The organism is Methanosarcina acetivorans C2A (assembly GCF_000007345.1).
Taxonomy (GTDB): Archaea; Halobacteriota; Methanosarcinia; order Methanosarcinales; family Methanosarcinaceae; genus Methanosarcina; species Methanosarcina acetivorans.
Window position 1 is genome coordinate 4,826,610 of record NC_003552.1, and the last position, 25,394, is coordinate 4,852,003.

At 42.1% G+C, this 25,394-nt stretch carries 32 protein-coding genes and 1 riboswitch; of the genes, 21 read left to right on the plus strand and 11 right to left on the minus strand.

All coding sequences use genetic code 11. From position 1 onward, the window contains the following. Nucleotides 1-33: 33 nt before the first annotated feature. From tusB to MA_RS29020, 4 genes are all read left to right on the plus strand, one after another. Complete coding sequence (gene tusB, locus MA_RS20505) at nucleotides 34-333, plus strand: sulfurtransferase complex subunit TusB (protein WP_011023824.1); 300 nt, start codon at nucleotides 34-36, stop codon at nucleotides 331-333. A 152-nt stretch (nucleotides 334-485) separates the two neighbouring features. After that, complete coding sequence (locus tag MA_RS20510) at nucleotides 486-770, plus strand: hypothetical protein (protein WP_011023825.1); 285 nt, start codon at nucleotides 486-488, stop codon at nucleotides 768-770. A gap of 82 nt (nucleotides 771-852) precedes the next feature. Continuing rightward, entirely contained in the window at nucleotides 853-999 is a 147-nt protein-coding gene (locus MA_RS29015; RefSeq protein WP_083755962.1) for a hypothetical protein, read from the plus strand. A 123-nt stretch (nucleotides 1,000-1,122) separates the two neighbouring features. Then, complete coding sequence (locus MA_RS29020; protein ID WP_248698059.1) at nucleotides 1,123-1,215, plus strand: thioredoxin family protein; 93 nt, start codon at nucleotides 1,123-1,125, stop codon at nucleotides 1,213-1,215. A 190-nt stretch (nucleotides 1,216-1,405) separates the two neighbouring features. Here the strand turns inward: MA_RS29020 and MA_RS29025 are convergent, their stop codons facing one another. Further along, nucleotides 1,406-2,020: an ABC transporter substrate-binding protein gene (locus MA_RS29025; protein WP_226990900.1), complete on the minus strand. Its 615-nt coding sequence runs from the start codon at nucleotides 2,018-2,020 to the stop codon at nucleotides 1,406-1,408. Between the two features lie 380 nt (nucleotides 2,021-2,400). Between MA_RS29025 and MA_RS29030 the strand changes: the two genes are divergently transcribed. Next, complete coding sequence (locus MA_RS29030; protein WP_226990671.1) at nucleotides 2,401-2,547, plus strand: hypothetical protein; 147 nt, start codon at nucleotides 2,401-2,403, stop codon at nucleotides 2,545-2,547. A gap of 100 nt (nucleotides 2,548-2,647) precedes the next feature. Here the strand turns inward: MA_RS29030 and MA_RS20525 are convergent, their stop codons facing one another. Beyond that, the gene (locus tag MA_RS20525) at nucleotides 2,648-3,490 is read right to left on the minus strand and encodes a class I SAM-dependent methyltransferase (protein ID WP_048066550.1); all 843 of its coding nucleotides are present in this window, start codon (nucleotides 3,488-3,490) and stop codon (nucleotides 2,648-2,650) included. Nucleotides 3,491-3,572: 82 nt separating this feature from the next. Further along, nucleotides 3,573-4,025 (minus strand): ABC transporter ATP-binding protein, encoded by a 453-nt coding sequence (locus MA_RS20530; RefSeq protein WP_011023829.1) that lies wholly within the window; start codon nucleotides 4,023-4,025, stop codon nucleotides 3,573-3,575. A 723-nt stretch (nucleotides 4,026-4,748) separates the two neighbouring features. After that, a riboswitch (Fluoride riboswitch) is annotated at nucleotides 4,749-4,818 on the plus strand. 14 nt (nucleotides 4,819-4,832) lie between these two features. On the opposite strand from MA_RS20530, the gene crcB reads away from it, so the two are divergent. Together crcB and MA_RS20540 are read left to right on the plus strand one after the other, a co-directional pair. Beyond that, on the plus strand, nucleotides 4,833-5,228 hold the full coding sequence (gene crcB / locus MA_RS20535) for a fluoride efflux transporter CrcB (protein ID WP_011023830.1): 396 nt from the start codon (nucleotides 4,833-4,835) through the stop codon (nucleotides 5,226-5,228). After that, nucleotides 5,225-5,554, plus strand: a complete 330-nt coding sequence (locus MA_RS20540) for a DUF190 domain-containing protein (protein WP_011023831.1) — start codon at nucleotides 5,225-5,227, stop codon at nucleotides 5,552-5,554. Before crcB ends, MA_RS20540 begins: the two co-directional genes overlap by 4 nt. On the opposite strand, the gene MA_RS29680 is transcribed toward MA_RS20540, so the two are convergent. After that, entirely contained in the window at nucleotides 5,486-5,953 is a 468-nt protein-coding gene (locus tag MA_RS29680; RefSeq protein WP_011023832.1) for a YnfA family protein, read from the minus strand. The genes MA_RS20540 and MA_RS29680 overlap by 69 nt on opposite strands. A gap of 359 nt (nucleotides 5,954-6,312) precedes the next feature. Between MA_RS29680 and MA_RS20545 the strand changes: the two genes are divergently transcribed. The 4 genes from MA_RS20545 (at nucleotide 6,313) to MA_RS20560 (ending at nucleotide 8,673) form a co-directional block, all read left to right on the plus strand. Continuing rightward, nucleotides 6,313-7,365, plus strand: coding sequence for a permease (locus tag MA_RS20545; protein WP_011023833.1), 1,053 nt, complete (start codon nucleotides 6,313-6,315; stop codon nucleotides 7,363-7,365). 111 nt (nucleotides 7,366-7,476) lie between these two features. Next, nucleotides 7,477-7,710 (plus strand): thioredoxin family protein, encoded by a 234-nt coding sequence (locus MA_RS20550; protein WP_011023834.1) that lies wholly within the window; start codon nucleotides 7,477-7,479, stop codon nucleotides 7,708-7,710. Nucleotides 7,711-7,832: 122 nt separating this feature from the next. Next, the gene (locus MA_RS20555; RefSeq protein WP_048065848.1) at nucleotides 7,833-8,216 is read left to right on the plus strand and encodes a putative zinc-binding protein; all 384 of its coding nucleotides are present in this window, start codon (nucleotides 7,833-7,835) and stop codon (nucleotides 8,214-8,216) included. Nucleotides 8,217-8,412: 196 nt separating this feature from the next. Beyond that, on the plus strand, nucleotides 8,413-8,673 hold the full coding sequence (locus MA_RS20560; RefSeq protein ID WP_011023836.1) for an ArsR/SmtB family transcription factor: 261 nt from the start codon (nucleotides 8,413-8,415) through the stop codon (nucleotides 8,671-8,673). A 265-nt stretch (nucleotides 8,674-8,938) separates the two neighbouring features. Here the strand turns inward: MA_RS20560 and MA_RS28100 are convergent, their stop codons facing one another. Then, nucleotides 8,939-9,103, minus strand: coding sequence for a hypothetical protein (locus MA_RS28100; protein WP_162829684.1), 165 nt, complete (start codon nucleotides 9,101-9,103; stop codon nucleotides 8,939-8,941). 278 nt (nucleotides 9,104-9,381) lie between these two features. On the opposite strand from MA_RS28100, the gene MA_RS20565 reads away from it, so the two are divergent. The 5 genes from MA_RS20565 to arsB all read left to right on the plus strand — a co-directional run bounded on the left by MA_RS20565 (nucleotide 9,382) and on the right by arsB (nucleotide 13,373). Beyond that, complete coding sequence (locus MA_RS20565) at nucleotides 9,382-10,353, plus strand: permease (protein WP_011023837.1); 972 nt, start codon at nucleotides 9,382-9,384, stop codon at nucleotides 10,351-10,353. A 107-nt stretch (nucleotides 10,354-10,460) separates the two neighbouring features. Beyond that, the gene (locus tag MA_RS20570) at nucleotides 10,461-10,691 is read left to right on the plus strand and encodes a thioredoxin family protein (RefSeq protein ID WP_048065850.1); all 231 of its coding nucleotides are present in this window, start codon (nucleotides 10,461-10,463) and stop codon (nucleotides 10,689-10,691) included. Between the two features lie 128 nt (nucleotides 10,692-10,819). Then, complete coding sequence (locus tag MA_RS20575) at nucleotides 10,820-11,140, plus strand: DUF6951 family protein (protein ID WP_011023839.1); 321 nt, start codon at nucleotides 10,820-10,822, stop codon at nucleotides 11,138-11,140. Between the two features lie 303 nt (nucleotides 11,141-11,443). Next, entirely contained in the window at nucleotides 11,444-12,331 is an 888-nt protein-coding gene (locus MA_RS20580) for a universal stress protein (protein WP_048066553.1), read from the plus strand. Further along, nucleotides 12,324-13,373, plus strand: coding sequence for an ACR3 family arsenite efflux transporter (gene arsB, locus MA_RS20585; RefSeq protein WP_157860358.1), 1,050 nt, complete (start codon nucleotides 12,324-12,326; stop codon nucleotides 13,371-13,373). The genes MA_RS20580 and arsB overlap by 8 nt, the downstream gene beginning before the upstream one ends. 92 nt (nucleotides 13,374-13,465) lie before the next feature. Here arsB and MA_RS20590 read toward each other — a convergent pair whose 3' ends face one another. After that, nucleotides 13,466-13,840 (minus strand): carboxymuconolactone decarboxylase family protein, encoded by a 375-nt coding sequence (locus MA_RS20590; protein WP_011023842.1) that lies wholly within the window; start codon nucleotides 13,838-13,840, stop codon nucleotides 13,466-13,468. A gap of 363 nt (nucleotides 13,841-14,203) precedes the next feature. Between MA_RS20590 and MA_RS20595 the strand changes: the two genes are divergently transcribed. Next, nucleotides 14,204-14,584 (plus strand): DUF302 domain-containing protein, encoded by a 381-nt coding sequence (locus MA_RS20595; RefSeq protein WP_048065851.1) that lies wholly within the window; start codon nucleotides 14,204-14,206, stop codon nucleotides 14,582-14,584. Between the two features lie 1,574 nt (nucleotides 14,585-16,158). After that, the gene (locus MA_RS20600) at nucleotides 16,159-16,479 is read left to right on the plus strand and encodes a DUF6951 family protein (protein WP_011023845.1); all 321 of its coding nucleotides are present in this window, start codon (nucleotides 16,159-16,161) and stop codon (nucleotides 16,477-16,479) included. A 96-nt stretch (nucleotides 16,480-16,575) separates the two neighbouring features. Here the strand turns inward: MA_RS20600 and MA_RS20605 are convergent, their stop codons facing one another. Further along, complete coding sequence (locus MA_RS20605; protein WP_226990673.1) at nucleotides 16,576-17,997, minus strand: hypothetical protein; 1,422 nt, start codon at nucleotides 17,995-17,997, stop codon at nucleotides 16,576-16,578. Nucleotides 17,998-18,427: 430 nt separating this feature from the next. Beyond that, nucleotides 18,428-19,132 (minus strand): class I SAM-dependent methyltransferase, encoded by a 705-nt coding sequence (locus tag MA_RS20610; protein WP_011023847.1) that lies wholly within the window; start codon nucleotides 19,130-19,132, stop codon nucleotides 18,428-18,430. Nucleotides 19,133-19,491: 359 nt separating this feature from the next. Between MA_RS20610 and MA_RS20615 the strand changes: the two genes are divergently transcribed. After that, a complete protein-coding gene (locus MA_RS20615; RefSeq protein WP_011023848.1) occupies nucleotides 19,492-19,869 on the plus strand; it encodes an ArsR/SmtB family transcription factor in 378 nt (125 codons plus the stop codon). Between the two features lie 66 nt (nucleotides 19,870-19,935). On the opposite strand, the gene MA_RS20620 is transcribed toward MA_RS20615, so the two are convergent. The 3 genes from MA_RS20620 to MA_RS20625 form a co-directional block, all read right to left on the minus strand. Then, a complete protein-coding gene (locus MA_RS20620; protein WP_011023849.1) occupies nucleotides 19,936-20,277 on the minus strand; it encodes a carboxymuconolactone decarboxylase family protein in 342 nt (113 codons plus the stop codon). Nucleotides 20,278-20,467: 190 nt separating this feature from the next. Then, nucleotides 20,468-20,641, minus strand: a complete 174-nt coding sequence (locus tag MA_RS27595) for a hypothetical protein (protein ID WP_157860359.1) — start codon at nucleotides 20,639-20,641, stop codon at nucleotides 20,468-20,470. 179 nt (nucleotides 20,642-20,820) lie between these two features. Then, entirely contained in the window at nucleotides 20,821-21,360 is a 540-nt protein-coding gene (locus MA_RS20625; RefSeq protein WP_048065852.1) for a GNAT family N-acetyltransferase, read from the minus strand. A 167-nt stretch (nucleotides 21,361-21,527) separates the two neighbouring features. Here MA_RS20625 and MA_RS20630 point away from each other — a divergent pair, with 167 nt between their 5' ends. Beyond that, entirely contained in the window at nucleotides 21,528-21,953 is a 426-nt protein-coding gene (locus MA_RS20630) for a hypothetical protein (protein WP_048065853.1), read from the plus strand. A gap of 503 nt (nucleotides 21,954-22,456) precedes the next feature. Then, the gene (locus MA_RS20635; RefSeq protein ID WP_011023852.1) at nucleotides 22,457-24,124 is read left to right on the plus strand and encodes a DEAD/DEAH box helicase; all 1,668 of its coding nucleotides are present in this window, start codon (nucleotides 22,457-22,459) and stop codon (nucleotides 24,122-24,124) included. The last annotated feature ends 1,270 nt before the right edge of the window (nucleotides 24,125-25,394 follow it).

Below are 25,394 nucleotides of genomic sequence, written 5' to 3' on the forward strand. Positions count from 1 at the left end.
GGGGTTTGCTTAAGTATAGACGGGAGCAATAATATGAAACGAGAAGAACATGATGTATTCCTGCTGACAAAACCTCCTTTCAGTACACGATCGGAGCTGTGCCTCAAATTGGCTGCTCGCTCAGGAAATGCCAGGCTCTACCTTGCAGGAGACGGAGTATATCACCTGCTTTCAGGAATACAGGAGTTGCCAGGGTGCACAGTTTACGCCTGTCAGGAAGACCTCGAAGCCAGAGCAATAAAAGGGAGAAGAAAAATTACAGTTCCGGAGAACTTTTATGCGGCTTTTATCGAGGATCTGATGGAACACTGCAGGCAGGCATATACTTTTTAAATAATTGACATCATACATTTTAATAAGTGCTGACTGGCACTGCAATTTTTAAAACATTTAACGGACTTTACAGGTTCTAACGTGTATTTTTACCTTAGCCCGGAAGATAAAAAGTTTCAATAATATAAGTTCACCGTACAGGACTGTTTTATATGGCTGAAAAGCTCCCACGTGAGGTTATCGAGGAGTTGGAACGGGTGAGCCGGCTGCACGAGCAGGCAGTCTGCGACCACGAAAAATGCAGGGAATTTAGCGAAAACCTGTCCGACGTTCTGGTCAGGCTCGAAGATATGAAATTTTATAAGACCGCGGACAAACTGATGAGCGTCCTCATAAACTGCAAACCAAAAGAAGCGTCTCACTGCGAAAAAGCAACGATGGTCGGGGAAATGATTAAAAACGTGGCAAAAGAGGCGAAAAAAGAAGCGGGGAAATAAAAACACACTCATACACGGATGCCTTTATTGATATGAACAGCAGCGTCGAAGCTCGGCATGGGAAAAGGCCCCCTCCCTGGCAATGCTCCTTGCAGGCATGGTCCTCAGCCTCCCAAACATGATCGTAACCAACAGGATCATGAAGCCGAAGTGTGCGGCACTCTATATCTCCCTGGTTGTGCTGATCGCAACCTTTTCGGGTTTGATCTACGGAAGCCTGGTGACATGAGCAATGCAGAACATATTTCAAATTTGACCTAATTACTTAACAAAAAACAGGCGTAAAGGAAACTGGCGTGGATGCCTAAGTCGTCAAGGTGAAGACTTTGATGAGATCCTTAATTACGGAATCATGATCATTCCAGACCTTGTGGTTGACGGGGATGTCAAGGTCGCAGGCAAGATGCCGGCCCCTGAAGAAATCAGGAAATGGATAACGGAATAAAGTAGAGAAGAATGAAGTATTCTTTTCTCTATTTTCCCCCTCTACTTCCCATTCCTTAACTGCAGGCTAAATTTCACAAACTTTTTACCAGACCTGATTTCCCAACATTGCTTTCCGAAGCAATTTTCAGAACCTGATGATCAAGGTTTAATTTTCCGGACATTATTGCCACCGTAATTCGGAAGCAGAGTCAGACAATCTCCAGATATTCCAGCATCAGAGCGTCCATGAGTTCATCCGTTTTGGTTTCGTTGGTGCCGTAGAGCTCAACGAGATAGTCCCGTATCCAGGGTTCGAGTTCCACGTCGGAAAAGCACCCGGAATAAACGGCTTTTGCCTCGATCATCAGGTTGATCGGAAATTCGAGCCTTTCGGATTTGCAGGGTGTGGCTGCGAGAGAGTAAACTTCCCGGAGTGCCAGAAGTTCCTGGATGGTGCTGTACTGGGAATCTTCATAGAGCTGGCGCGGGTGGTATCCACTCCAGGTGCACAAAATGATCTTGTCCGGGTCAAGGGAAAGTATCTGCTCAGCGGAAACCATGTTCATGCCGGGTTCGATATACACGCTGCAGGAATTGATAATTTCTGCCATCATAGCCACCTCGGTTGATCCTGAGCCGAAAGCGTAACCTGCCCCACCTTTGTCTTTAGCCCATGTAGGAGCGCCGAAGTACAGCACCCATTTTTTCTCCTCCTCAGGGATATCGGCCGTCCGGCTGCGAATGAACTCCACATGCGAACTGACAGTCTCCACGATCTTTTCTGCTTCGTCCTCTTTTCCAAAAACATCACCCAGTAGCCTTATTTCTTAGTACATGGTTTCCACACTGGGTTCTTCGTAACAGGAAGGTACTTCAGCACCACAACAGAGATGCCCATCGCCTCTCCATCGCCTCTATGCCTCTATCTGGGAGAAACTTCTCCGTGTTCTCGTCCTGATCCTCAAGGCACCGGAGAATGAGGAGATCAGGGTTGAGGGATGCGATTGTCTCCACGTTAGGAGGACCATAGGAAACACCGAAACCTCCCACATTCGTAACGTTGTCAAGCCCTGGGTTGAGGATTTTACCTATTCAGGTGTTCACCGTATAATCGGTTCCTTTCCACACGTACTGGCCCGTCTGAAGCGGTTTATCATACACGCTACCTCCTACGATCCGGTCTTCTACCCCGAAGGTATACATCGTGGTATCAATTAACGACCTGCTGATGGCAACAATCTTTTGCGGTTCTGAGGGGATAACGACCTCCTTTCCCCGCATGTCGGTAACCGTGCGATACTGCACCAGAGTGGATGAATCGGGGCCAGAGGAAGCGGAACTGGAGAGTTAGGAATCAGAGAGGTCGGAACTTGAAGAAGTTTCCGCAGTGTCGACACATCCCGAGACAAGAAGAGCTGTAAGGAGTACACTGACGAGGGCAAAAAAGGGAATTAAGCGCACTGGTCCACCTCCCACCAGAGTTTTACGCGCATTGAATTTTCGGAAAGAACGAATTCGCCTCCTTCTTTCTTCAGGACGGAAGAGAGATATTCCCTGAGTATTTTTTCCTGGGCATCTGTCTCAACATGGTATTCCCGCTTGAAGTTCTCGACAGCCGCATCAAAGTCGGGGAATGTGCGGGTATACAACAACTGTAACGTTTCCATATTCGGGTAGATTCCCATGTCATAGAGGACATGGAAAAGCACGTCGGCCTTTGGCCCGGAACGGTATTCCTGACCGTGCAGGGCTGGCCAGAGGTCAATCATCCACTGTTCCCAGGGGGAACTTCCCAAAAACCAGTAGAGACAAACGCGCTTTGTTGCCAGTTTACACATCTTTTCCACGGCGGCACGGATGTCCGGCATTCCCAGGGAGTATGAAGCAAATACGACGTCATAAGGACCCGAAAGTTCTGCAGGGTCGATGTCTTCCCACCGCTTTGAAACGATCTCCAGGTTCTCAACCCCTTCTTTTTGGGCGAACTCCTTCATGACCTCAACCATGCCTGCAGCAGGTTCCACGGCAGTCACGTGGGCACAGCGGGAGGCAAGAGGCACTGCAAGGGTTCCAGGCCCGGCTCCGACATCAAGCACTCTGGAAGCAGGTCCTACTCCCAGATCGGAAAAGACCTTGGCAACTCTTTGAGGGTTTTTGTTTGAACGCTCGAGAAATTCAAGGGCACTCTCCCGGGATTCCCATATTGATGCACACTCTCCTTTCCTTCTTCTGGAAAGGTTCTGCTCGTGGAGGTCTTTCCAGACCTCGTTCCAGTCAATCTCGTGAATATCCATTTCTTTTTTCTCCTTCCAGACTCTGTATAACTTGGCTGCTGACCTTGAATTCGTGAGCAGCATATGGATCATTGTCATTTTATCAGATCGTCGTCGTTTTTTCCGAAGCACTGCAGTCGCCGGCAGCAATACAGAGGGGAATAACCATCTGAGTGTCAGCCATTGATCGGACAGTACAGGTATTTTCGTAAATTCTGCCCAGCCCCTCTTCTGTAATGACCTCCTTCGGCTTGCCATTTGAGATAACAGTGCCATCAGCCATGACCACTACACGGTCACAGAACCACGCGACATGGTTGGGATCGTGGCTGCAGGCTAGGATTGCTTTTTCCTCTTCTGCGATCTCACACATGATTTCCCAGATATGCATCTGGTTCTGAAAATCAAGGGCTGTGGTGGGTTCGTCAAGAAACATCAGCGGTGTGTCCTGTGCAAGTGACGCAATAATGAAGATTTTATTCAGCTCAGAAAAACCCTCAACTTCTTCCCACCCTATCCTTTTGAAAATATTATGCAGTTTCGTATATTCAGTCATCTAATATACTGCTCCGGAAAATATGATACGCATCGGGGTCGCGGGCTAAATTAGTACATAAACAAAAATATTCACATAAAATACCTTACTTTTCTTATTTAATTAATTGTAATACATATATATTTCGTTTTTATTAGCAAATAATCACAAGAATATGAAATTAAAAATTACCAGATGCGGAGAAGAAAGGGAGAGAACAGGAAAGAAAGAAGAAAAAGAGAAGGGTGAGGAAGGCAAAAGGTAAGGATTCTATAAACAGGAAGTATTTATTCGAAAAGGAAGAGGAAAATAAAAAGTTTTGAAATTAGGAGATTTGGCACAGGAGTATCTATCAACACAGCAGTGCATCACCTCGACTTCTATTCTTTCATGTTCTTCTTCATCAAGAAGGGCAGCTTTAATGTGTTCAACAGGAAGGCACATATTTTCCGCAACATAAGAGCTTTCTCTTTCATACGGATTTACCAGGTTAATCCATACTCCATTTTCGACCTATTCAGAGTTATCATTCCGAAATCTATTGATTTGAATAGCTGAACCATGTTTGATTCTTTCCGCCTTATTCGGTTTTTATGAGATAAAGATCTCTACTCTATAAAAATGGAAAGCTACAAGCCTTAAGCACGACATAGTTAGAGATAAATTTGCATAAGCAAAGAGAAAGAGTAAAGTTTTGTACAGACCATTATTTTTGCGTAAACTATTTCACCATCATTAAACCTCTGTAACAATGGTGATGAGGTCCACCCTGATAATTGTCAAAACCGCTTATGCTGATGACTTCTACACAACTATCATGGTGTTGACATGTATACAATTCTATTAATAGGCATAGGTGGTTTTATAGGCGCCGTCCTGAGATATTCCTTAAGTGGGTGGGTGCAGAACAGTTTTGTTAATTTTCCGTTAGGTACTTTGGTTGTAAACATCGTGGGGAGTTTCTTTTTAGGTTTGGTCATGTATCTTTCTGAATACCAAGGACTGTTTAGCGAAGAAACAAGAATACTCCTGACAATCGGTTTGCTAGGTGCCTTTACAACATTATCAACATTTAGTTACGAATCATTCAGATTATTAGAAAGTTCAAAATTAATGCAATTAACAATGAATATAGTGGCAACGGTATTATTTTCCATATTTGCAGTATATTTAGGAAAGATTTCAGCCTTGAATTTAGCCGCATACCTGAGGGGGATTAAATGAAAAAAGAGTCGTCAGCAATACTACTGAGGATATTCATAGGAGAGTCTGATAAACACAAAGGCAAGCCGCTATATATGCATATAGTTGAGATGCTTAAAGAAGAAGGAATAGCAGGAGCAACTGTTTTTAGAGGAATTACAGGTTTTGGGAAACAGAGCTACATTCATACGACCTCTATACTTCGCTTATCAACCGACCTGCCAATACTCATTGAAGTTGCTGATACAGAAGAAAATATTGCTAAGATCAGGCCGAAGTTAGACGAAATAATTACCGAGGGTTTGGTTACAGAAGAAAAGGTAAAAATTGTGTTTTATGGATCTTGACAAAAAGAAATCAGATATTCTTTGCCGGGGAGTCTGAAAATTACAGAAGCTGATGACACTGTATCGACCTATTAGCGAGAGACGTAAAACATAATGAAAACATCCACAAACGTTATTATTACCCCTATGATCATATCTGTCAGGTATCTTCTTATCGACAAAAAGATCCCAGATCAGAGAGAAAACAATGAAAATCCCTCCGTGTGCAGCATAAACTCTGCCGAAATGTGATGGCTGAAAGGTTGGAATGATTCCGCAGACAGCTAACATCAATCTACCCAGAGGCCCGAATACTGCTCTCATATTATTCCTTAACCACAAACAGATCAGATATCCGCCTCTTATTTCAAACAGGGCGGCCAGGAAAAAAGGACAAAGGGAGACTCCCAGCTCAATCATGCAGCATCCTCCTTTCTTGGCCAGTAATAGATAATTGAGACTTCGAGAAGAATTATCAAGGTGTCTATCAGACCATAAATGTCAAGGGAGCCGTTTTACCGAAAATCCAGTTCTGAAGAGAATAAACAACAACAGCCCTAAAAGAATAAACAGCAGTTTTGAAGAGAATAAACAGCAACATCAGCTCTTAAACTCCAGAAGAATGTAAACTGGGTTTAAAGAGTTGAAAACACGAGGGTGAATATAGACTGGAAAGGAAAATTATTTCAAATATATTTGAAATAGGAAATTTTATATAGGTTTTTTCAAATAGATTTGAAATAACAGGATAAATCTGGAAAATCCTCCCTGGTGGAAAAATGACTCTTGATTATCTCACTTATCTCATATCAGTAGGGCTTCAGTCCGTGCAGGAGTACCTGGCGCTCCATGTGCTGATGTGCCTTGTACCGGCCTTTTTTCTGGCTGGTGCGATTGCCTCCCTCTTTTCCAAGGAATCGGTGTTGAAGTTCTTCGGAGCGGATGCCCCCAAATATGTCTCTTATACGGTAGCTGCGGTTTCAGGTTGCTTACTTGCGGTCTGCAGCTGCACGGTCCTTCCCCTTTTTGCAGGAATTTACAAGCGAGGAGCAGGTATAGGCCCTGCAACCACATTTTTGTTTTCGGCCCCTGCAATCAATATCCTTGCAATTGTCTACACTGCAAAGATCCTGGGATATGACCTGGGAGCAGCACGGGCTTTTGCAGCAGTGACCCTTTCCGTACTTGTGGGCATAATAATGTCTCTTGCCTATGAAAGGAAAGACACGGAAAGAAAGCCCATAAAAACCTTCGGAGAAGCAGAGCACAAACACAGCGTTCAACTTTTCGTCCTGCTCATCGTCGTCCTCATAGCCCCAGAATTGATGTCCTCCTGGGGCTGGAAGTACACGTTCCAGATACTTGCCTGGGCTCCCCTGATCGGACTTACTGCATATCTCTCATACAGGTGGTTCTCAAAAGAAGAGATCAACAGCTGGATGGGAGAAACCTGGTTCCTGATAAAGCAAATTACCCCCCTGCTCCTGCTGGGAGTGTTCTTCGCAGGGATTGCGGTCGTTGTGCTCCCCAAAGAGTATGTAGCAGCTTTTGTGGGCGGAAATTCTCTGACTTCAAACTTCATCTCTTCCATAGCAGGAGCCCTTATGTATTTCTCAACCCTCACGGAAGTGCCAATCATCAAAGCCCTGACCTTGCTCGGAATGGGGGCAGGCCCTTCCCTTGCCATGCTCCTTGCAGGCCCTGCACTCAGCCTTCCTAACATGATCGTGATCAACAGGATAATGGGCGTAAAAAAAGGCATGACTTACATCTGCCTTGTAGTTTTGATTGCAACCTTTTCAGGCTACGTTTTCGGGAGCATGTTCGCATGAAGGGAGTTCGGTCGAATCAAATAAGATAGAGTCCTAATGAGTTTTAAATAACCATATAAAGCTACTATATAAAGTACCATATTAACAGAATCAAATTAACAAGGTGAAACAATGAGAATCGAAGTACTGGGTTCAGGTTGTGCAAAGTGTAACAAGACCAAAGAACTGGCAGAAAAAGCCGTTAAAGAAACGGGCGTGGATGCGGAAATCGTCAAGGTAGAAGACTTTGACAAAATCCTGGAATACGGGGTCATGGTCACCCCTGCCCTTGTGATTGATGGCGATGTTAAAATAGCAGGCAAGGTCCCGAGTGTAGAAGACATCAAGAAATGGATTACAAAATAACAGACAACAAAACGGCCTGAAAAACCAATAGAAATCCAAATTGAAATTGAAAATTAAAATAGAAAATCGAAATCGATGATTAAAATTGAGAATTAAAACCAGATTAAGGTAGTGTGAAAAAAATGGCAGAAGAAACAAAATGTGCGTGTGGTTCGGCAAATGTGGCAATTTTCCCCTGTGTGGGAGCGGCAAATGTCGGCCAGCTCTCAAATAAAATTGCAATCGAACTCGAAAAACAGGGAATAGGAAACCTGATGTGTACCGTAGGTATAGGTGCTCGAGCTCCCGGACTCATGAAATCCGCCGAATCTTCCGACAGGATTATGACCATCGACGGCTGCCCGGTAAACTGCGCAACCAAAACCATGGAACTGGCAGGTTTCAGGGTTGACCGCCAGATAGTAATTTCCGACCTCGGAATTAAGAAAACAAAAGACAGGGATCTTAAGGACGAAGAGGTCGCAGAAGTCCTTGGAAAAGTTCTGGAGATCCTGCAGTCCGAATAATCCCAACCTTTTTTCATTTTATTTTCATTTTATTTTCATTTTATTTTCATCTTCATTTTATCGTAATTTTCATCTTATCTTTGCCTTCATTTTATCGTAATTTATATTGTGATTTCATCTTCTGCTAAAATTCACCGATTTTCCACCAATCAAAATTCAGAAAACTATATATCCAAACATATCATTATTCATTGATATGAGCGATGAAGAAAACGTACAGCTCTTCAAAGCCTTAAGTGAAGAAACGCGGTACAAAATCATCAAGGTCCTGCTTAAAGGGGAGCGATGCGCCTGTGAGATTCCTGACCTCATAGGCAAGACCCAGTCCAACACCTCGATGCACCTGGCAAAACTGCAGGATTGGGGCATCATTAAGGTCAGAAAGGACGGAAAAATGAGGCTTTATTCCATAGATAATGAAAAAATCCGGGAAATTATGAAAATAGTAGAAGAATAAGTTTCATTTCAGTCCGTTAGTCCTTTTTGGCGCTTTTTTAGTAATTTAGCCATTTTTGGAGTTTTTTTAATAATTTAGTCCTTTTTGTCCTTCAGCCCGTTTCCATTTCTTAGACCTTTTTATGGATCCTTACTATTTTTCAGTCCTTATTTCAGTTCCGTTCCAATAATCAGGCAACTCCCGCATCAATCCCATCCCGCATATCAACTCCCACGTACCAAATTCCATACGAGCCCGTATGTGCCGGGGAAGATCAAGATCGGGATTAATAACGGCAACAGTCACAGTCGCCCCTGCATGAAGGAAGAATGTTCTGGTTTCCTCTCTCCACTTCCCAGCATTCAAAACAGAGCTTTACTGTGCCAAGTTCTCTGTGCTTTACTTTCAGCAACGAATATTCATCCTTCCCGCAGATAGAACATATAACCATTTTAAAACCTCAGTTAAAATTTTCTCCCAGCTTACTGTGAAAGTCCTTTTTTGTATTCAGAATATACGGAATATATAGAATAAGATATTGAACCCGACCTATTTTGAGATTTTGCTGTGATAAGAGATTCGGGTCCTGACTCAAGTATTTTCATAAAAAGCTTCATCAAAGCGACAGGTTTATATCAAAAAAACAATATATCAATATATATTGATTCAATTGGATGAGAACTGAGTATCCAAAACGAGCAAAAATAAACAGAAAGGAAGGAACTTAAAATGGCTGATATCTTTTATCCTCTGCAATGGATTGCAGACAAACTGACATACGAGGTTTTCGGGATTGCACCGACTACTCACCTTGCAGCCAGTGTCAACTTCATCATATATGACGTGTTAAAAATCTTCGTCCTGCTTTCCGTGATGATTTTTGCGATCTCCTACCTCAGGACTTATATCACCCCGGAAAAAACCAGAAAGGTGCTCGGGGGAAAGAAAGGACTTCGCTACCACCTGATAGCTTCTCTGATAGGAACGGTTTCTCCGTTCTGTTCATGTTCCTCAGTGCCCCTCTTTATCGGGTTTGTGGAGGCAGGGGTTCCTCTTGGAGTAACTTTTTCCTTCCTGATTACCTCCCCTCTGGTAAACGAAGCAGCCGTAGCCGTCCTCTGGGCAACCCTTGGCTTGAAAGCAACTGTAATTTATGTCGTTTCGGGGATTGTACTCGGAGTATTCGGAGGCTATATGATCGGCTTCCTGAAGCTTGAAAGATATGTTGAAGAATTCGTCTACAAAATAAAAGTCGGAAAACAGGCATCCGAACAAGAAAAAATGACTGTGAAAGAGAGAGCCAGAACTGCTTTCGAAGGTGTTAAAGACATCGTAGGAAGGGTCTGGATTTACGTGATAATAGGAGTCAGCATTGGGGGTATCTTCCACGGGTATGCTCCGGAAGGCATCCTCGAAAAATACGCAGGGAAGGACAATTTGCTTGCAGTTCCGTTTGCCGTCCTTATCGGGGTCCCCCTGTACTCAAACGTCATGGGCATGATCCCCATTATGGAAAGCCTGATTGGAAAGGGGCTCCCCATAGGAACCTCGCTGGCCTTCCTCATGTCGGTCACAGCCGTATCTTTGCCTGAAATGGTTATCCTCAAAAAGGTGCTGAAGAAGGAGTTGATTGCAATCTTTGTTTCAATTGTGGCGCTTTCGATCATCTTTACGGGATACATGTTTAACATACTGCTGTAACACCAACGTTGGACAATGCTAATGTTGTTCTGCCCTAAATCCTGAACCTCAAATCCTACAATCCAAATTCTAAAATCAAAATTCTGAAATCAACGAAGGTGAAAAATATGAAGATTGAAATCCTTGGTACAGGCTGTGCAAAATGTAAGAAAACAAAGGAAGCTATCGAGAAAGTCCTTGCTGAAACCGGAAAGAAAGCCGAAGTAGTAAAAGTTGAGAATATTGAAACAATCCTGAACTACGGTGTGATGGTAACTCCTGCAGTCGTGGTTGATGGAGAAGTTAAGCTTGCAGGCAAAGTCCCTGATGAAAAAGAAATCCGGAAATGGGTTGAATGAAGACTCTGAACCGGGCAGACCAGGACTGGAGTTATTTTACCATGAAGACACAGGAGTATGGGAAAGGCTTAATTAATAGCTGTCCAGATACCTGAAAGTTGAAATCAAAAACGAATTGAGGTATTCATATGGCTGAAATTACTGTCAACTCCTCAATATGCGACTTTACACACAAACTCCGCGGGAGCATGAAAGGCGGAAACATTATTGTGGATATCGAAACTCCGTGTGAAAAAATAAAGAAGATCTCGCATCTTGAAGTTCCCATGATGGAAACCATGGATATCAAGGATAACTATGTGATAGACAGGGCCAAAGAGGCAAAATGCTGTTCTAACTGTCTGGTGCCCTGCGGAGTGCTTAACCTCTGCAAGCTTGAAAGCGGTTTTATAGCAAAGTCCCTGGCAAAAAAAGCAGGAAGCCTCAGTATCGATTTTGATGAAGTCTGAGGTTTTTCTTAGGATTAAGGATACGGCTCTGAACCCTTAATATCTTGAATTTCTGGGCAGAAGCTTATTCCCGCATTTTTTCGCTTAAAAAAGTTCTTTATTTTGAAGACGATCCTTCTTTTGAGAATCGTTCTCCTTTTGAAATGCCACCCCATTTAAAAACAGATCTTCTTTTTTTACTTCGGTGCATCAAGCTATTAGTAATAAAGCCATAATTATAAACTGAAGTCAGCAGAAAGCTACAGGGTGCAGAAAAGTAAGCCCTGGAAAGTAACTGGAGCGAAAGGGGGGCCTTGTCAGCAGATGATAAACACAGTACTTGTTCCTGCGGATTTTACCATCGAAACGGAAGATTTGCTCGGCTGCATAGGGGAACTTAAAAACGCCGGCTTGAAGAAAGTTATCCTGCTGCATGTAGTTGACATACATAAAAGCCAGGGGCTTGCCCCTATGTTTGAACGGAATGCAAAAGACAGGATTGAAGATTATGCAAATTTTGCCAGGGAACTCGAACTTGAAACCGAACCTCTGGTAGTGATAGGAGACGTCAGAAGGACGATTACGGAGATCGCAGACCGGGAAGAGGTTGATGCAATAATAATGGGAGCCACCACTGAAGGCTTCATAAAGGGGAAGCTTCTCGGAAGAACTACGGAATATATAGCGCGCAGTTCAAAGAAAATATTGCTGGTTGAAAAGTATGGAGCTATGAAAGAAGGAAAGGAGGTTTATGAGAAGACCTGCCGGGCGACGTTCTCCAGGATTCTTGTACCTCTCGACTTTTCAAAAGAGGCAATGAAGGCAATAGAACAGCTTCAGGAATTAAAAGGGATCGTGAAAGAAGTTCTGTTCCTGTATGTAATAGATAACATAAAAGATATGGACTTGCTGGATGAACAGAGAGAAGAGGCAAAGGAAAAGCTCCGAAAAATAAAGGAGCGGCTTGAAGGTATAAGAAGCCAGTACCTTGTCGTTGAAGGCATCCCGTCCGATGAGATAGTCAAGTTTGCCGACATAGAAGATGTCACCCTGATAATGCTGACTGCCCGCGGAAAGGGAACTTTAACGGACCTTCTACTCGGAAGCACGGCCGAAAACGTACTCCGGAAGACTACAAAGCCCGTACTGATCGTCCCTGCAAGCAAAGAGTTCGAAGAAGAAGAGTGGGATGAAGGAGAAGCATATGCCTGAAGAGGAGGAAAGGGAGCTTGATTTCTTCAGCAAATATCTCTCGGTCTGGGTTGCAGTCTGTATTCTAGTCGGAACTGCGATTGGTTACCTTTTTCCAGGTTTTGCGGACGCCCTTGGTGGCATTGAGATTGCAAATGTCTCAATTCCGGTAGCATTCGTACTTCTGGTTATGATGTATCCCATCATGCTGAAGATTAATTTTGAAGAAATCCTGAATGTTGAGGCAAATTTAAAGCCTCTCCTTTTAACTCTTATCGTAAACTGGGCAATCAAGCCTTTTACAATGGCTTTTGTGGCATGGCTCTTTATGCGCATGATCTTTGAAGCCCTGATCCCTGCTGACCTCCAAGCGCAGTATATCGCAGGTATGATCCTGCTCGGGCTTGCTCCCTGTACGGCTATGGTTCTGGTCTGGACTTACCTTGCGAGAGCCAATATTAACTATGCTTTGATTCAGGTCTCGGTAAACGACCTTATTATTCTGGTGCTGTTTGCTCCACTGGGGAAGTTTCTCCTTGGGGTCACAACCGATTTTCCGGTCCCTCTCATGACAATCTTCTTCTCGGTCCTGTTTTATGTGGCAATTCCTCTCGGCCTTGCCGTGCTGACAAGGCAGGTAGTGATAAGGAAAAAAGGTATTACCTGGTTTGAAGACCGGCTAATCCGAAAAATCCAGTGGGTTACCCCTGCCGGCCTTTTAATAACTCTGATTCTTATTTTTATCTTTCAGGGGGACAACATCATAAATTACCCCCTGCATATTCTCCTGATCGCGATCCCTCTGGTACTGCAGACTTACCTGATCTTCGGGATCGGGTATGCAGGAGCAAAATACCTGAAAATTCCCTATAGGGAAGCTGCGCCTTCGACCTTCATCGGCGCCAGTAATTTCTTTGAACTGGCGGTGGCGGTGGCTTTAATCCTGTTCGGAATGGAATCAGGAGCAGCTCTTGCAACCGTTGTGGGAGTCCTTGTGGAAGTTCCTGTCATGCTTTCTCTTGTGAAGATCATGGAAAAGAACAGGGAAAAATTCAGATTCTGAAGAGGCTCTTGTAGAAAAAAGAAGAGGAAAAAAAGCAGAAAAGTAGAGATTAAGCTAACGAGTCGCTAACTGCTGAATCTGAACTTAAAGGTTCAGCTATTTCTTTGGTTCCGTCTCCAGTTTCCGCAGCAGCACCCTTTCTCTTTTTCAGCCTCCTCAGGCTTTTTCTCTCCAAACACAATATCATATACGTTTTCACCGTAAACATTTGTCCAGCCAAGCTGAGAGCCCCCTGCTATAAACATGGCAACTGCAATGGCTTCTGCAATCTCCTTTTTGCTTGCCTCGTTAGCAGCAGCTCTCTGGGAGTGAACATCAACACAGTACTGGCAGCGCATAAGGACCGAAGAGGCGATGGCTATAAGTTCCTTGGTCTTGCGATCAAGTTCTCCACCCTCAAAGATAGAATCTCTCAGTTTTCCAAAGGCTTCGGCAGTATCAGGCAGTATTTCGTTCATGAATGGCACTTTATTCCTCCACTCAATTCTACAATCTCAGTTTATAAAACACAGAAAGTCGCATATCAATTTTCATTGATATTCAAAGCGGGAATTGAAAAGAAAAATAATAGAAGAGAAATGGAGAGAAAAACCCTGTAAAAGTAACCCGAAAAAATTTGAATAGAATCAAAAAATCCGGGAAAAGTCAAAAAAACTTGAATACCTATATTTAATGAAAAAGTGTCACCACACTTCAATTAGTTACAGAGCCGATTTTAAAATCTATATACTACCTTATCCAATTGACATATGGGGCAAAATGAAGTTGATTCATTGCGAATCAAAATGAACGTAAGTAGCATATCTTTGAATATGTATGGGGAACCTAGCATGTATGACATAACAACCCGAACAAATCTGAGATACGATGAAGCGATTGCAAAGGTAAAGAAAGAACTCGCAAAGGAGGGCTTTGGTGTTCTCACCGAGATCGACGTAAAAGAAACCTTAAAGAAAAAACTGGATTACGATTTCACCGATTATATAATTCTTGGTGCCTGTAACCCGCCATTTGCAAAAAATGCCCTTGAAGGTGAAATGAACATAGGTCTATTGCTACCCTGTAATGTCATCGTGTATGCAGACGGCGATGAAACCGTTGTCTCAGCAATCAGGCCGAAGGAAATGTTCAAGCTTGTGGAAAACAAGGAATTGATCGGAATCGCAGATGAAATAGAAGAAAGGCTTGAGAGGGTCATAGCAAATATATGAGCAGATACATACCGGAAAAATTTCAAAGAAATTCAGTTTTGTCACCGACTCCGGGCTGTACCTGTTTTTTTCGATCGCGACAACTTGAAAGAATCGAATATTTGGGTTTTTAAGTTGTTTATTCTTTAACAGGGAAAGAAATTATCTGACAATCCCCTGGAATGAAAATACTGGGATTTGAAAAATACTTTCATTCCTTTGTATCTGCTATCTGAAGAATTTCATGTTTGTTTGTCGGGTAAGTCGGGAGGATTACTCCTCCTTTCTCCCCCAGGAACCGTACGTGAAAGTTTCCCTTCATACGGCTCGAGTGTTTTCAAACCCTTTCTGCATCAGGCATCAGTTATTTTGCATAACTGATTTTGTGATTCTGGATAACAGCCCACTAACATTAATGTCTGTAAGCCTCTCACCTATTGGTGTCTTTGAGTATCTTACACTCGTGAGTTTGTTTCCGTTCACACAAGAAAACACCATCTGTAAGTCTGCATCCTTTCGGATCAGGGCAAAGTTTGAACCCCTATCCAATCCATTAAAGATTGGCATTCGCTTTTTACTGAATCCTCTACCCTCTTTGTCGTTGTTGCTCCTTACGAAGTTCCTACCCTTTTGAAGGGAACAAATAGGGCTTACCAAGTTCTATGTCATGAATAATTATGGGTTCTTTAGGGGCCATCTATAAGCCGGAAACCATTTGTCCATTTGCTTGAACGTCATACCAACCGTTAAAGCCTGATTTCGTACCATTTTGGTCCAAGCGTATCAATCCAATTTCGCTTGCCGTACTTTACGACTCTTACAATGGTTCACTTTACGTTCCCCATGGAACCCTTACCCTAGCAAGTTATCTGAATTGGATTTTCTGAGGTTCTCACATTGTCCCAGAAGCTTTGCACCCCATCATTACTGATGACGCACATTCTGGTAGGGTTACCCCAAATGGAAAGGGCAGCATCTTAGCAATTCATGACATAACTTCTTGTCGCACGATATGAAAGTACTTTACCTTTCATTTATTGTGCCTGTTATTCAGAGAATTTCATGTGCGTTTTTGATGAAAAAAGCAGGATAAAACTTCCTCCGGGTGGAAATTTTCATCATTTTATGAAGAAATCAGAACGGATTCAGAGGAATTTTATAAAGAAGCAAGTGCCTAATTAGATCAGAGACTTTCAAATCTAATTCGAGTCCTCTCGACCTTACTTGCGCTATAAAAACAGAGAAAAATAATAAAAAGGAAAATAGAAAAACAAGAATATAATAGAGAACATAAAAGCAACACTAAAATTGCTTAGAAAAACTCTTAGAGGCTGTCTTAAAATTCAAATCATTTCTACATTTGGGTAGTACGCATTGTTGATCTTAAGTTTACTCCGTAAATTAATTAGATCTTACTTATTCGCTCGATGCATAATATCAAATGCATTAGACATCATGGTTAAAATTTAAACTTTAGACATTTAACGGTTCAATTCTACCGTTTTTCAATCCAAATACATGAGTCCTATCCCAATTGTATAATCAAATTGAATTTTAAGACACGCTCTTAGAGAAAAACATCAGGAGACAAGCACTTGACAGAAATTACAGTAAACTCTACAATCTGCGGTTTTACACACAAAATTAGGGGGAGTATGAAAGGGGATAAGATTATTGTGGACATCGAAACCCCCTGTGAGAAAATAAAAAAGTTTTCGCATATGGAGATTCCCATGATGGAAACCCTAGATATCAAAAACAACTACGTGATCGATAGAGCGCAGGAAGCGCAGTGTTCCTCAAACTGCCTGGTTCCCTGCGCCGTACTTAACCTCTGCAAGCTTGAAAGCGGGTTTATGGCAAAGTCCCTGGCAAAAAAAGCCGGAAGTATCAGTATCGAATTCAATAATACCTGAACTTATGGATGAGTGGAGTCAGGCAACAAAAATCTGCCTGCAAACCACCAGGGTCTGCAAAAATACCTTGGAACTGCCATAAGTCTACGGATAATATTAGTCTACGGGACAATCACACTCTTTATCAGCGTTATCCAGATACACGCTGTAAGTATGATTGTTTTTAACCCGGAACGTAATTGACTTATCCTGCTCGAGTTTATAACTGAGAAACTGTTCTAAGGTATTATCGCAGACCCTAGTGTTTTCTCCGGCACTTATATTTACATTTACCAGAGCATCAAAGCCTTTTGTATGGGCACTAAACACGAAAAAGTTCTCTGTGTATTTCAAAATGTCAAAACTGGCATCATACGTATTGCGACCGATCCGATTGTACTCGAAAAACGATACTATGGTCATCTTATTTGAATTGTAGTTATCCACCCAGTTCTGGAATTTTGAGCGGCTGATTGAGTATTTTATAGCTGGCTCCAAGTCGAGTTCGTGGGTGAAAGCCGGATAAACCATGCCTGCCCCGAATGCCGGCTCCCACCATGCCCAGGTATCATCATCCAGATTTCCAATATCTCTTTCCGCATGAATTCCCGAAGCTCCGTTTCTCCAGAACATCCCCAGATTTTCATATGCATAAATTGCGTGTGTAATATTGTCCCGGTTCCTCATGGAACACCAGCTTGTCGGCTTCCTTCCTATTTTTTCATAAACATATGAGTATCCTTCATCCATTACTTTACAGGCCTGCTCATGAGGAAGGCTGTTTAATTCTTCAGAGTAGTGTACTCCTGCATCCCAGGAACAATTAACAACCAGATCGCGCAGGTATTCAAGGTCTGACTCACTGCACTGCTCAAGAAGCTCTATATCAAACCAGATTGTGCCTCTGTTGTTTTTGCTGTTGAGGTAGCGTATACCCTTCTCAGTAGTATTTCTTACATGAGGCCCGTCAAGCCCGAAAGGAACAAGAGTGCGGTCTCCGATTGCGGTTATGAATTTTCGGTCTGCTCTCTGGCTTATGCGGTATATATTGACATCGAGGTATTTTCCTTTTCCAGCGAGAAAAGATGTGAACCTGAGATACCCGATTGAGAAATCAATATACGGTAGCCTTTGCCTCTCAAAATTATAAAAAGGAGTCGTGATATATTTTCCGTCTTTTGCGAATATCGTGTTTGTCTTGCTGCATCCGTCAAACGTAATTTCAAAATCAAGCTTTTCTGCGGAATCCCCCAGAAATATGGTTTCAGATCCGATATCACCGGATGAGCTTTCAAAATAACTTTTTAATATAATCCCGTTATTTGTCTCCTGAATTGCCAGCTTTGAACCCGGGCTGTTAAGTTCAATAAAATTGTGAAGACTGTCCGTATTTATATCTATCGAAATCTGATAAGTACATTTAACCATTGGGGTAAGCCTGCAGATGTAGAGCGACCCTGTTTGCCTTGGCTGTCCCTGGTAGTGGATAGGCGGAAAAGCAGAAGCTTCACAAAACCTGTGGATATCTGGATATTTCACTAAGTTTCCCGTGCATCTATTTATTCCAGAACCGAAAACAGCATCCGCAACTGGAAACAAGCCGCAGGGAGATAAACCGGGGTCTTTTGTAGTTTTATACTTCAGCCCATTTGAAAAATCATTAGAAAGAACCTGCGTTTTCAGCGTCCCGTAAATTGCTGAATATAACCGGTCATAAGGCTTATTCCCGTGAAGTTTGGCTATGAATACGTTATTCGGAATACTGTCATTTTTAGAGTAATCCTGTAAAAACAGAGTGATACTACCCTGACCAATATTCTCAGGATTTTCGGGATCAACTGTGCCACGGGAAATACCAGTTCCTCCAACAGAACAAATAATGAATAGTTCGGAAAGAAATCATTTTAGTCAATCGAAATAACCATACTCAATAAATATTATTGAATAGTAGTGCAACAGTAGTGCATTATTACTCACGAGACATTATTGCATGGTATTTGTACTCGTAATACATGGACTGCACATACTCCATCTTAAACCCGTGTTTATTTGCAATCTTTTCTATCGTACAGGGTTTATGAGCATATCCTAGAATATCTCTCGGGCGATTTTTTAAGCTCGCGGATACAACAGTGAAAGCTTCAAATCCTATTTTGCAAAAGAGTGTACGGCACCCAAAATTTCGTGAGAAGTACCCTATTTTCCATAACGGGTATAAGCGAGGGTCCAGTAAGTCAAAAAGTACTATTTTACCTCCCTTATTAAGATGCTCAGATGCATTGGAAATAAAATTATCAACTTCTTCATATGTGAGGTACTGGATCACTCCGGCTGCAGTTATTCGGTCAAAGGAGAAATCAAGCTTTTCCCAGACAGTTTTATCGTCAGCAAGGATTAAAGTTATATTTTCACACTTTCTGGCCCTGATTCTTTTACTTGCTTCATCAAGCATCGATTCGGAAAAATCGGCACCCACAAGCCTTTCATATTCGAGTGCATAATAAACCAGAAGCTCACCGGCCCCACAACCAAAGTCAAGAAGTGTTTTCCCTCCATCCAGATGGAAGAGTTTTTCCCTGGCCTCCTTGGAAATGAACTCCTCAGCCGAAGACCTGTGGCCACCGCTTCTCTTACCTGTAAAGAACTCTTCCCAGACAGATTTTGGTTTCGACATGCTTATTATACCTCAAAGTCCTGCTTAAATTATACCTATTCTCCAGACAATAGAAGCCTTACAATGCATAATTTTTTAGTTTTTAAGCTAATAGGCTTGTGATTTCAAGATGATAAGAGAACTAATTTCACTCATTTGTACAGAAATATTTATAGCTTTCGAATAAAAGTTTCTTCTTTTTAGAGTGCTAACTTTCACAGTAATATACTTTTCACAGATAAGAGGCGAAGTTTGAAAAAGCCTATCAATATAAATGAAACCAGGCTCTGGAAAAGATCGAAAATAGAATAAGAAAACACTTAAGACCAGACAGAACTGCTATGAAAATCCTTATTTAGAAAACTTAACTTCTTTTATTTATGAGCTATTGCTGCCCTGCAGACCCCGAGAAAAAAAAGGAATGGGAAGAGAAAATGCTCCAGGAAGTAGATTTTCTGGACAATGACATTAAAAAAGCCAGTGAAGTATTCAGCGCTCTCGGGCATCCGATAAGACTGAAAATTGCTTATTTTCTATCTCAGCGAGATCACTGTGTTTGTGAACTGAGATTTAAATTAAACGAGAGGCAGAACCTGGTTTCTCATCACCTGGCAATTATGAAAAACTGCGGGATCGTCGAAGCCTATAACAGTTCAAAATGGCGGTTCTACAGATTGAAACCTGAATTCGCAAATATTTTGCAGCTTGTAAAACAAATTGAAGATTGTAAAACAAATGCAGGAGAAAAAAAGGAATAAAAACATGTAAGCAATAGATCAACGAAGAACTGCAAATAAAAAAATGAATTTCGGAGATAAAAGACTTCAATCCTCACAGCAACAACAGCAGTCCTCTTCTTCTCCATCCTTTTCAAAAATCTTATCGTATACATTTTCACCATACACGTTCGTCCATCCAATTTGTGACCCTGCAGCAACAAACATTGCAACTGATATGGCTTCGGCAATTTCTTCTTTTGCAGCTCCCGCAGCAGCAGCCCTCTGAGAGTGTACATCGACACAGAACTGACAGCGCATGAGCACCGAAGAGGCAATGGCGATCAACTCTTTTGTTTTGAGGTCAAGAAAACCGTCTTTGAAAATTGAATTTCTCATCTGCCCGAAAGCTTCAGCAGTTTCAGGCAACATTTCGTTTAAAAATGACACTTAAATTCCTCCGGGTTGAAGTGAAAATAGAATAAATAGGTTCTAAACATATGTATCAAGTAGTACACAAGAAGAAGTTACACAACCGATGTTACACAAAGAAGTTGCGCCAGGACGTTACATAGACGTTAAAAAGTAGTCGGCACTCAAACCTTTAGACCCGAAATAGGTTCAAGAAACCTTTGAGGGGTCAACGCCCGGGTCTTCTGCACAAAGTAGTGTTCCAGCGCATTTCATTGCCGCGAGATTCGGGCTTGTGCGTGTACAGAAGGTCTTCATTATCCTCCTGTTCGTCCATTTCAGAACTTGATTCCTCTTTTTCAGGAAGTTCTCCTTCTGGCAAAGTGTTCTTTTCGTCTTCCATTGTCCTGCCTCCTTAACTCGATAAATTCCTAATCCTTAATTAATTCCTGCATATAATATTGAAGATCAGACCTTAAAAACCCGTGGATGGGTATCAAAAATAATTGATGAAAAGAAATATCAGAAAAAATGTGGAAGTTAAAAAGAGAAGGCAGATTTATCTCATGCTCCCACAGTCTTTCAAACCTGCTGCCAGCATGCAGAAAAGGTCCATCCCATAGGGATATCCGCCTCCAGTTTCCCTGTTTTATCGCAAATCCTGTTTTCAAGCCGGCCTTCAATATTAAAACCGAACTTCTCATAGAATTCAATAGCCCTTTTATTGCTTTCCCTTACGAGAAGTTCGACTCTCATTACCTCAGAGTGCTTTGATATTGTTTCCTGCAAAAGGGTCCCGAAGAGAAGTTTCCCTATCCATTTTCCCTGATAATCAGGATGTACAGCAATTGTCAGGTCACTGAAGATATGGGCAAAAACTTTTATTCCGGGCTTATAAGTATGGACCTCTGCAATGAGAGTGTCAGGCTTTTCGGGGTTCTCAACTGTCAGGATAATACCCGATTCAAGACTTTTTTCAATGAAGCTTCTGACGTATGCTTCTGTAACTTCATCGGCTTCCCTTGCGATTCCACCTGAACGGGATGCAACAGTCCTGTAAAGGGCCACAACTTTGTGCAGATCCGAAATTTCACCTTCCCTGACAACGTATTTTAGTTCCATTGTATTCCGCACCCAATTCTAAGAAAAAAATTCATGTGCAAGTATTAAAATATATCCGTATTCCTGAAACATCCAACAGTAAAAGGTAGAACCCGGTTGGGCAAAGTAGAAAGGTTATTATTATCAGAGGCTGAAAATAAAGACGTAACAGGAGATGAACCCGGCAGATGAATTCAATTTCTTTTAACTCCGGAACTGAAACTAACTATGACAAGCAGTGGGCTTTTGAAGTTGCGTATTTTATCCAGCAAACAGGAACAACCCTGCAGAATTTGGGAAATAGTCTGAACGCCAGGGACTATGTTGAAGCCCGGGTACTGGCTGCAGAGATGAAGCAGAGAGCGGAATACGAAAAAACCCTCCAGCCGGACTTCAGGACTTCGGATTATTTCGTACAGGCTCGCAGGTTGTTCAACAGCTTTCTGGATGAATGCGTAAATTTTGCCGAACTCCTGAGGATTACGACCATTCAGGAAGAAACAGGTTGTGAAGAGCTGCTGGATAAGCCAGAGCAGATCCGGAACTCCATTGACAGGCTGAACCTTTTGAAGGAAATGCTGACAGACGAGCTCCATCTTAAAGGCTGGTACTGAGTAGCCCTGACCTATGGGAATTAATACGTTAAAATACAACATTTTTTTGATTCCGAACACAAAATCTTCAATTTCGGATTTTCCCCGGATTTTACGTTCATTCCGGGAGATTCCTGCCTGAAAGGTAGCAAAGAATTATATACAGGGAATGGGTGTAGTGAGTATCCACAGGAGTAAAAGATCGCGGTCTAATTACTCATTTGCCTGTATCACGGGGAAAAATTCAAAATTGTCCGGAACTTATCCAAGAAATCCATTTTTTTGCTGTATAAGTTTATGTAAATTAATTCGGAATTTCCCTGGCTTTTAGGCAACTTGCGCATCCCGGGGAGATAACCATTTGTACGGCGTGTTTACCTGTTTTCAGCGGTATCATGTAACCGGCTTTGATAAGTGGGCTTTTCCATAAAGGAACTGCCGGGTATGCGGCAGATAGCATGTAAATAACAGGTTTGCAGTCTGCAAGACCTGTAAAAAATAATTGTAAATTCTAGAGTGAGTACATGGAAAAATTAGCAAAATTTAAGGCGCTTGGGCTCTCGGACAGTACATTGAAAGCCCTCAAAAAGAAAGGTTTCGAAGAACCAACCCCGATTCAGGAAAAAGTCATCCCTCTTTTTTTGAAAGGAGAATCTGATATTATAGGACAGGCTCAGACAGGAACAGGAAAAACAACCGCTTTCGGAGCCCCCATTATAGAAAAAATCCCTGAAAAATCAGGATACGTTCAGGCAATAATCCTGACTCCTACAAGGGAACTTGCAATTCAGGTTTCAGAGGAGCTCAACTCCATAAAAGGAGACAAAAAGCTTCACGTCGTGCCGATTTACGGCGGGCAGTCCATGACCCAGCAGCTCCGCGTACTGAAGAGCGGAGTGGACATTGTCGTAGGGACCCCCGGAAGGATCATCGATCACCTCGAAAGAAAGAGCCTGGACCTCGAACATATCGCGTATTTCGTACTTGACGAAGCTGACGAAATGCTGAACATGGGTTTCATTGACGATATTAAGGAAATCTTAAAGGCAACAGGTCCTGATAAAAGGATGCTCTTCTTTTCAGCCACAATGCCAAAGCCAATTCTTGGAATCGTCAAGAAGTATATGCAGAACTACGAGCATGTTACAATTGAGAAAGAGGAGCTTGCAGCAAAGCTGACCGAACAGATCTATTTCGAGGTTCAGGAAAACGACAAGTTTGAAGCTCTCAGCAGAATCATCGATATCGAAGACGAATTCTACGGGCTCGTTTTCTGCCGGACAAAGACCGACACCGGCCAGCTTGCCCAGAAACTCAGCGACAGAGGCTATGAAGCCGATGCCCTGCACGGAGACCTCTCCCAGCAGGAAAGGGAAAAAATCCTGAACAAGTTCAGGAAGCAGAAGATAAACGTTCTTGTCGCAACCGATGTTGCAGCAAGAGGTATCGATATCATGGATCTGACCCATGTTATCAACTATTCCCTGCCCCAGGACCCTGAGTCTTACGTGCACAGGATAGGAAGGACCGGAAGGGCAGGCAAACAGGGAACTGCTATCACCTTTGTTACATCCACCGAGTTCAGGCGGCTCACTTACATAAAAAAGACCTCAAAGTCCGAAATGAAGAAAGGTCGCATCCCCGAAATAAAAGATGTAATTAAAGCCAAAAGGGCGAGAGTAAAAGCCGAACTCGAAGAGACCATAAAGACAGAAGAATACGGGGACTGCCTCGAAATGAGTGAAAGGCTCCTTGAGGAATACCCCGCAGAGAAAATCCTGGCTGCCCTTTTGAAATACACTTTCAAAGAAAAGTTCGACGAAAGTATGTATACGGAGATTTCCAGCCCCAGCTCCTATGTCGACAGGAAAGGAAAAACCAGGCTCTTCATAGCCATGGGAAAAGCCGATGGCATGAGTCCGGAAAAACTTTCATACTTTATTCAGGAAGAACTTGGAGACAGCGAACTTAAAGTGAGGGATGCAGAGATTTTCCCTCACTTCTCCTTTGTAACCCTGCCCTTTGCCCAGGCTGAAGCTCTGCTCGAAATCTTTAAAAACAAAAGAAGAGGCAGAAAACCCTTTGTGGAACTTGCCCAGAAATCAAAAGGAAGAAGCCTAAAAGGTTCTAACAACGGGCGTAGCAACGGCAGACCAAGAAATCCCAGCAGACCAAGAAATACGAAAAAATAATTTTCCATTTTTAAACTTATTCTTTTTCTTATTTTTTTGAAATTTCGAATATTTGGAAATAATATTCACCTGTTATCAGGAACAGCCTAAAGAAGATTTCAGGAAAAGCTATCTGTTTTTCAGAAAAGTTACCTCATAAAAATATAAAATAGATATCAATCTGTCTCTCTTCATGATTCAATAAATATCAATCTGTCTCTCTTCATGATTCAATAAATATCAATCTGTCTCTCTTCATGATTCAATAAATATCAATCTGTCTCTCTTCATGATTCATAATTGATTTGTTAACAGTCTTGATATGTTAACAGCCCTAAATATTTTGGTTCTTCAACCGAAATAAATCTCCAGGTTGAGTTATAAGCCAAGGAGGAAAATTGCCCTATTCAAGATTTATTCCGGCTGAAGTTCTATGCTTATTCACTTCTTCTTCCGAACAATTAATCTCGTAAGATTGTTCTGGACTGCCGTTTCCAATGGGACAGCAAGGATGCCTCCACCCTTCATTTAGTAGGCGCTCTGAAGCGTACTGCCCCATAATTCAAAGGCTGACCATTGAACATTCAAACATGAAGCTTACCTGTCAAGGGCTCCATAGCCACTGAGATAAATTATTCTCAGCTTTACTACCTCTATATAGAAAGTTATCTTTGTGTAGTCTAAATAGAAAAACATTATAATTCCCTCCACTCCTGGAATTCTGTTCGTCCTCGTTCCAAACAATTTCCCGTAGAGCTGATCCCAAACCTGTTTTATTCAAATTATTGAAGTTTTTCAGATTATCTTCACTAACTGAAATTTGACCGGTTCTCCAAACTCCAAGATTCAAAGAACAAATCATAGTTTTGAGATAAGCTCTTAAACTGACACTGACCCCCAATTTTCAGTGATGTACCGGTTCTCTTCTCCAGCCCCCCATTTCGCTTATACTCCCAGACACCTCTCCTTGAACTGTAGTAGACATCAAACAATTGCAGAGATATCTAGCTAAAAAGCTTAAGGGCTTTATGGAATTCATATTCCATAGCTAGAAACTTTGTATTAGATTGACGCCCATATATTAGATAGTCTATCTTTATTAAGACTGGTATATCTAATTTTAAGCCCAAGGCAAGTATCAATATAAAGGTAGATTATGAATTTATATATAATGTAAAGAACGACTGTTCCTTACAAATGATAGTGTTTGAATATTTTGAGACAGACCATTTCACTGTAGCAAACAACTACACTATCAATGAATCACATTTATTTCATCAAACTACTTCAG